The sequence below is a fragment of the Actinoplanes sp. NPDC051633 genome (assembly GCF_040681735.1).
Taxonomy (GTDB): domain Bacteria; phylum Actinomycetota; class Actinomycetes; order Mycobacteriales; family Micromonosporaceae; genus Actinoplanes.
This window is the reverse complement of sequence record NZ_JBFAZH010000225.1, coordinates 1-8,434: the sequence shown is the minus strand read 5'-3', so window position 1 is coordinate 8,434 and position 8,434 is coordinate 1. Positions and strand designations below refer to the sequence as shown.

General features: G+C 71.2%; 2 protein-coding genes. Both read left to right on the top strand.

Going from position 1 to position 8,434, the window contains the following annotated elements; all coding sequences use genetic code 11:
- A partial coding sequence (locus tag AB0M20_RS15280; RefSeq protein ID WP_364298414.1) for a LamG-like jellyroll fold domain-containing protein occupies positions 1-2,734 on the top strand: 2,734 nt, incomplete at its 5' end.
- A gap of 27 nt (positions 2,735-2,761) precedes the next feature.
- A partial coding sequence (locus tag AB0M20_RS15275) for an RHS repeat-associated core domain-containing protein (RefSeq protein ID WP_364298412.1) occupies positions 2,762-8,434 on the top strand: 5,673 nt, incomplete at its 3' end.

Sequence of the window (8,434 nt, the reverse complement as noted above, 5' to 3'; positions counted from 1 at the left end):
ACCACCGCCCTGCACCGCCGAGGCCGCCACCGAAGAGGCCGCCGCCGAGATGGCTCTGCGGTGTGGCACACCGGTCGAGAACCTCGCCGAGCGGACCGAGCTGGCACAGACCTTTGTGGACCCTGCCGGGACCATGACCACCAAGGTGGGCGTGACGCCGCAGCGCGTGCACCGCCCCGACGGATCCTGGGCGCCGGTGAAGACCGACCTGCAGCGCCGCTCCGACGGCGCTCTGGTGCCCGAGGCCGCGGTCGCCGACATCGCGTTCTCCGACGGCGGCGACGAGCCCTTCGCGACCTGGCGGTCCGGCGGCTCCGCCTTCGAGCTGAGCTGGCCGTCCGCCCTGCGGCCGCCGCGCATCGAGGGCGACACCGCCGTCTACCCCGAGGTCTACCCGGGCGTCGACCTGCACGTCACCGCGCTGGCCGACGGGTTCCAGCACACCCTCGAGGTCAAGAGCGCCGACGCCGCGGACAATCCGGAACTGCGCGAGATCCACTACGAGGTGGGCGGCACCGCGCGCGTCGTCGCCGGCGAGGACGGCGCGGTCAACCTGGTGAACTCGGCCGGCGAGCCGTTCGCGACCACGGCCGGCGCGGCGATGTGGGACTCCGCCGCCGCCCCCGCAGCCGCGCCCGCGCCGGCCACCAACCGGAAGATGGCCGCCGCCACCGACGGCGAGGGCTCCGACGCGCGAGCGCCCGGCCCGGCCGCCAAGACCAGCCCGGTCGCGGTGCAGATCGACGGTGACGGTCTCAGCGTCACCCCGGACCCGGCGCTGCTGACCGGTCCGGCAACCGTGTATCCGGTCTTCATCGACCCGCCGTTCAACGGCAAGAGCAACAAGTGGGCGTGGGCCGACGACGAGAACAAGGACTGGGGCGTCGGCAACCGGGCGCAGGTGGGTCGCAACCCGTACGACGGGACGCTCTTCCGGTCGTTCTTCCAGTTCGACATCTCCACCATGCACCGGGTCGCCGGGACCAAGGTCCTCAAGGCGCACATCGAGATGCTGCTGGACCACTCCTGGTCGTGCGACTCGACCTGGGTGCACCTCTACCGGGTCGGCGGGCTCAACGGCACCAACGGCGCCCGCATGGCGTGGAGCACCCGGCCGCTGCCGTCGGGCACGCGGATCGACGCGTGGGAAGGGCACGCCAACGAGGAGAGCGGCTGCAACGGCAAGATCGAGCCGGATGCCAAGGCCGTCTTCGACGGTGGCGGGGTCAAGAGCGACGTCCAGTACGGCGTGAGCCAGGGCTGGAACGCGTACGCCGTCGGCCTGTGCGCCTGCAACGAGGACGGTGGGTACGAGTCCACCCAGGACCGCTGGAAGAAGTTCTTCACCGACAAGACGTACCTGGTCGCCACCTACGACAAGCAGCCCGACAAGCCGGCGCCGCAGCCGTTCAGCAAGACCACCGACTGCTACAAGGCGTGCAGCTCGCCGGCCACCGTCCGCGCCGTCAAGCCGGTGCTGAACGCGAAGGTGACCGACCCCTACGGCGGGAACCTGGACGTCACCTTCGAGGTGCGGGCGACCGCGTCGGACACCGGCACCCTGGTCGCCGGGACCGGCACGAAGCCGGTGGTCAAGGCCTCCGGCAACGTCGCCTCCTGGCAGGTGTCGGCGACCCTGCGAAACGCCACCACGTACTACTGGCGGGCCAAGGCCGTCGACGAGAACGACCTGGCCGGCGACTGGTCCGGCTGGCAGACGCTGATCGTGGACACCGCTCCACCGGCACTGCCGGCGGTCACCTCGGACTCATTCCCGTACAAGGAGTGGGGCGCCCTGGTCGGCACGGCCGGGCAGTTCGCGCTCAGCGATGCGAGCACGGACACCGCCGACTTCGTCTGGTCGGTCGACGGCGGCGCCTCGACCACCACCGCGGCGGCCGGCACGCCGAAGAGCGCGACCGCGCCGCACACGCCCCTCACCGACCTGGTGCACGTGCTGCACGCCCGGGCGCTCGATCTGGCCGGCAACACCAGCGCGACCTCCGACCACCAGTTCTGGATCTCGTCGCCGCCCAGCCGCTGCTCGATCTGGACGATGAACGAGGCCTCCGGCACCACCGTCGCGGACACCGGCAAGGCCGAATGCTCGCCGGACGACGCAACGGTCGCCACCGCGGCCGGCAGCCTGACCGGCAGCGCCACCTTCCAGGCCGGGTTCAGTGGGAACGCCGTGTCGTTCACCGCGCCGGGCGGCGCGGTGACGATGGCCGGGCCGGTGGTCGACACCGACAAGAGCTTCACCGTCACCACCTGGGTCAAGCCGGCCGACCTGGCCCGCGGCACGCAGACCGCGATCAGCCAGGACGGCACGACGGCGAGCCGGTTCCAGCTGCGCTACCTGGCATCGGCCAACGCCGGTCGCGGCGGCTGGTGCTTCGCGATGCGTGGCACCAGCGAGGTGTGCGCAACCGGAACGGTCGCCGACGACCTGGGCCGGACCCATGAGCCGGTGAACGACACCTGGGTGCACCTGGCCGCGGTGTACAACGCCCCGGCCCAGACCATGCAGCTGCACGTGATGGGCAACCCGACGAGCTGCGCCGGCGAGATGGTGCAGGCGCCGTTCACCGGCGCCGCCGACACCTCCGGTGGGCCGCTCGTCGCCGGCCGTGCTCAGGCCGGCGCGGAGGCCTGGACGGGCGCGGTCGACGAGGTACGCGCGTACCCGATCGCCCTGTCCACCACCAAGATCTGCCAGCTCGCGTCCGAGTAACCCACCCACCCAATACAGGAGGTCGCGGTGCGTACTCGCACGCCCAAATCCCTGCTCCTCTTCCCGTTGGTCGCCGTTCTGGCGGCCGGGCTGGTCCGCCAGCCCGCCGCCTCGGCCGACCCTGGACCCTCGCAACTGCCCAAACCCAAACAGGTCACCGGGGTACGCGTCACGCCGGCGCACGCCGCGGCGCTGGCGACCGAGAACGCCAACCTGCGCAAGCTGGCCGCCGTCCCGGTGAAGGCATCGTGGCCGGCCGCCGGTCGCCGCGCGGTCGACCCGGCCACCGGTGTCGCGGACCGCGGAGTCACCCTGCGCCGAAAGGCGGGAGCGGCGGCGGCCGTCGGGCTGACCGTGCACGACCGGGCCGCAACCGGTCGCGCCGACGTGGACGGTCTGCTGGTCAGCCTCGACTCGGCCGCCTCGCAGTCGCTCGCCGTGAAGGTGGACTACTCATCCTTCGCCCAGGCGGTCGGGGGCGACTGGGCGTCCCGGCTCCGGCTCGTCCGGCTGCCGGCCTGCGCCCTGACCACGCCGGAGGTCGCGGCGTGCCGGTCGTCGACGCCGGTGCCGGCCACCAATGACGTCGCCAAGCAGACGCTGTCGGCGGCCACCGTCGCGGTGTCCGGCGGCGCGGCCACCGTGCTCGCCGCCGAGGCCGGACCCTCCGGCGACAACGGCGACTACACCGCCACCGACCTCAACGCCGCGAGCACCTGGCAGGTCAGCAACCAGACCGGCGACTTCAGCTGGTCGTACCCGTTGCGCCTGCCGCCCGCACTCGGCGGCCCGGCGCCGACGCTGAGCCTGGACTACTCGTCGCAGAGCGTCGACGGGCTCACCGGCGCCACCAACAACCAGGGCGGCTGGGTCGGTGACGGCTGGTCGATGTGGTCGGGCTTCATCGAGCGCAAGTACGCCTCCTGCGCCGACGACAACCCGGAGAAGAAGACCAACGACCAGTGCTGGTTCAGCGACAACGCGACGCTGTCGATGAACGGGCACGCCGGCGAGCTCGTGCGCGACGGGGATGTCTGGCGGCTCAAGAAGGACGACGGCACGACCGTCCGCAAGCTGACCGACCGCAAGGTGGGCAACGGCGACAACGACAACGAGTACTGGCAGGTCGTCACCGCCGACGGCACGCAGTACTTCTTCGGGTACCACAAGCTGCCCGGGTGGACCGACAACAAGCCGGTCACCAACTCGGTGTGGACCGCGCCGGTCTACGGCAACGACAAGAACGAGCCGTGCCACGCCGACGAAGGGCTCGAGGAGTCGCGCTGCGACCAGGCCTGGCGGTGGAACCTGGACTACGTCCTCGACCCGCACGGCAACTCGATGGCCTACTTCTACCAGCGCGAGGAGGGCGCCTACGGCCGGGACACCAACCCAGACAAGCGGACCACCTACGACCGCGGCGGCTACCTCCAGCGCGTCGAGTACGGCATGCGCAAGGACGCCGAGTACGACCAGGCCGCGCCGCTGCGGGTCGTGTTCACCACCAAGGAACGCTGCCTCAGCAACTGCTGGGAGGGCGAGGCGTGGAAGTCGGACCCGGTCAAGTCGTCGTGGCGGGACACGCCGTGGGACCAGTACTGCAAGGAGAGCCCGTGCGAGAAGCAGCCGGCGCCGACGTTCTGGTCCGCCCGGCGGCTGACCGAGGTCACCGCGCAGATCCGTAGCGGGGCCACGGCGTACACCGATGTCGAGTCGTGGAAGCTGCGGCAGGAGTTCCTCAGCGCGGGCACCGGCGAGGGCGTGCCGATGTGGCTGGCCGGCCTGACCCGCACGGGCGAGCTGGCCCGGGCGGGCGGCGTCGCGACGTCCGATCCGGAGATCGTCTTCAGCCCGGGCGCGGAGCCGCTGGAGAACCGGGTCGACGCCGAGAACGATCAGCGCACCGATCTGAAGCGGTGGCGGATCAAGTCGATCCTCAACGAGTCCGGCGGCAAGACGCTGATCTCGTACTCGGACCGGGACTGCACCCGCAGCTCGCTCCCGCAGCCGAAGACCAACACCACCCGCTGCTTCCCGGCGTACTACTCCTTCCCGGGCAGCGGCGACCCGGCCATCGACTGGTTCCACAAGTACGTCGTCACCCGGGTCGACCTCGACGACGTGGTGACCGATCAGCCGGACCAGACGACGTTCTACGACTACCTGGACAAGCCGGCCTGGCACTACACCGAGGACGAGCTCACCAAGAAGAAGTACCGCACGTGGGGTGAGTGGCGCGGGTACAGCAGCGTCCGGGTGCGGCAGGGCAAGCCGGGCGGCGAGCAGACCGCGACGGAGTACACGTATCTGCGCGGGATGGACGGCGACTACCTGAGCAAGACCGAGAAGCGGGAGGTGTCGGTCGAGGGTCGCTGGGGTGGCCCGATCAAGGACCGCGAGGCGCTGCAGGGCTTCGTCCGCGAGCAGACCACGCTGAACGGCCCCGATGGGGCCGAGGTCGAGTCCACAGTGAACGACCCGTGGCTGCGCGGCCCGACGGCGACCCGTACCCGCGACGACGTCACCACCAACGCCTGGATGACGCAGACCGCGACCACGCGTACCCGCATCGCTCTGGCCGCCGGTGGCTATCGCACCACCAAAACCACCAAGGCCTTCAACGACGACGGCCTGGTGCGGCTGGAGGACGACTTCGGCGACGCGAACGCCGACGGCGACGAGACCTGCGTCCGGACGACCTACGCGCGCAACCCCGGCATCGGGCTGGTCGACCGGGTGGCACAGACCGAGAAGGTGGCCGGCACCTGCGCCGAGCCGGGCGCGGTGCTGACCCGGACCCGCAAGTTCTACGACAAGTACGACGGCCCGGACTCGCTCGGGCGCGCGCCCACCGAGGGCGATGTGGTGCGCACCGAGGAGCTCGAACGGTTCAGCGGAACCACCCCGGTCTACTCGGTGACGTCGCGAACCTACGACGACAACGGCCGAGTCAGGACGGAGACCGACGCGCGCGACTACACCACGCGCACCGACTACACGTTCGCCAACGGCGGCCTGCTCACCGGGACCACCGTGACCAACCCGCTCGGCCACCAGGTGATCACCACCCGGGAGCCGGCCTGGGACCTGGCCACCCACATCCAGGACGCGAACGGCCTGGCCACCGACCTCCACTACGACGGTCTCGGCCGGCTGACCGGCGTGTGGCTGCCGGGCCGCGACGAGGGCTCGGACACACCGAGCCTGCAGTTCGAGTACAAGACCCGCAACTCCGGCGGGCCGACCGCGGTCACCACCCGGACCCTGCTGCCCACCGGCAGCGGATACCGGACCTCGATCGCGCTGTACGACGGGTTCCTCCGCCAGCGCCAGGCGCAGATCCAGGCGACCGGCGGCGGCCGCACCCTGACCGACACCAGGTACGACGAGGCCGGCCGGGTGTCCTGGGAGTCAGAGGCGTACTACGACGACACGAACGCCGCGCCGGACACCACCCTCGGCGTGCCGACCGGGCAGATCCCGGCGATCACCGAGCACCTGTACGACGGCGCCGGGCGCGAGAAGGCCAAGATCTTCAAGGCGCTCGGAGCGGAGAAGTGGCGCACCACCACCACGTACGGCGGCGACCGGACCACCGAGGTCCCGCCCGCCGGTGGCATCGCGACCACCGAGATCACCGACGCGCACGGCAACATCACGGCGCTGCGGCAGTACAAGGACCCCGCCCAGGCGGGCAGTGACGACGCGCGGACGTTCGACCTGACGTCGTACCGCTACACCCTGCTCGATCAGCAGAAGACCGTGATCGACCCGCTGCGCAACACGTGGAACTTCGAGTTCGACGCGCGCGGCCGCAAGGTCAAGGAGGTCGACCCCGACAAGGGCACCACCACCTCGACCTTCGACCTCGCCGGCAACCTGGCCACCGAGACCGGCCAGGTCGGCACGGGCACCGCGACGATCGCGTGGACCTATGACGCGATCAACCGCAAGACCACCATGCGTGACGGGAGCGCGACCGGTCCGCTGCGCGCCGAGTGGGCGTACGACAAGACGGCGATGAACGAGGCCGGCACGAAGCTGGCCAAGGGCAAGCCGAGCGGGTCCACGCGGTACGTCAAGAACCCGGCGGATCCCACCAAGACGCTCGCGTACGTCAGCCGTACCGATCGCTACGACGAGCTGACCCGCCCGACCACCACCTCGGTGGTCGTCCCGCCCACCGACACCACACTGTGCGCGGCCGGCCCGGCGGGCACCGGCTGCACCTACACGACCACGTCGACCTACAAGCCGAACGGCCAGCCGGCCACCGCGACGATGCCGGCCGCCGGCGGGCTCGCCGAGGAGAAGCTGACCTACGGCTACACCGACGTGGGCGAGGCCGGGACGCTGTACTCGGCCGCCCAGGTGTACGTCGACTCGGTCACCTACGACAAGATCGGCCAGCTGACCCAGCGGGTGCTCGGCGACAGCAGCGTCAAGAAGCACCTGGCCATCACCAACACCTACGACGAGCCGACCCGGCGGCTGACGGCCAGCAACGTGGTGCCGATGGACAAGCCGGAGGCGGTCGACTTCGGCTACGAGTACGACGCCGCCGGCAACGTCACCAAGGTCTCGGACACACCGCAGAACCAGGCCGCGGACGTCCAGTGCTACCGCTACGACTACCTGCGGCGGCTCACCAAGGCGTGGACACCCGCGGCGGACAGCTGTGCCGCTGACCCGTCCTACGCCGGCCTCGGCGGACCCGCGCAGTACTGGCGCGAGTACGCCTTCGACGCCACCGGCAACCGTACGGAGGAGGTGGTCAAGGCCTCGACCGGCGACACCACCTACACGTACACGACGCCGCCGTCCGGGCCGACCGCCGTGCGTCCGCACGCCGTCACCGGGGTCACCGCCACCGGCGCCAAGCCCTCGACCAGGGCGTACGCGTACGACAAAGGCGGCAACACGAAGACCCGGCCGGCGCCGGCGGGCGGCAGCCAGACGCTGACCTGGGACGCCGAGGGCAGCGTCGAGTCGATCGCCGAGGCGGCCGGCACCACCCGGTTCGTCTACGACGCGGACGGCAACCGGCTCGTCCGCACCGACGCGAACGGCAACCGCACGCTGTACGCGGGCACCACCGAGATCCGCTTCGACAAGGCCGCCAACACCAAGAAGGCGACCCGCTACTACACCCACGCGGGCATGACCATCGCGGTGCGCGGCGCCGGGAAGCTCAACTGGGTGGTCGGCGACCACCACGGCACCGCCGAGCTCACCGTCGACGCCGCGACGCTGACCCCGGCGAAGCGGCGGACCCTGCCGTACGGCGAACTGCGCGGGCCGGCCCCGGCCGCCTGGCCGTCGGTCTTCGACAAGGGCATGGTCGGCGGCACCGTCGACCCGGTCGGGCTCACCCACCTGGGCGCCCGCGAGTACGACCCGTTCCTCGGCCGGTTCACCAGTGTGGACCCGAAGGTGGACACGGGCGACCCGCAGACCCTGCACGGCTACCTCTACAGCAACAACAACCCGGCCACCTTCAGCGACCCGACCGGCGAGTCGTGGGGCACCTTCTGGAAGGTCGCGGCGATCGTCGCCGTGGTGGCGGTCGTGGTGACCGTCGCCATCGTGGCCGGACCGGCGCTGGTCGCGGCGGCGCCGGCGATCACCGCGGTGCTGGAGGCCGGCGCGACGACGGCGGCGATGACCGGATCGGCGACCGCCACCGCGGCCGCCGTCGGC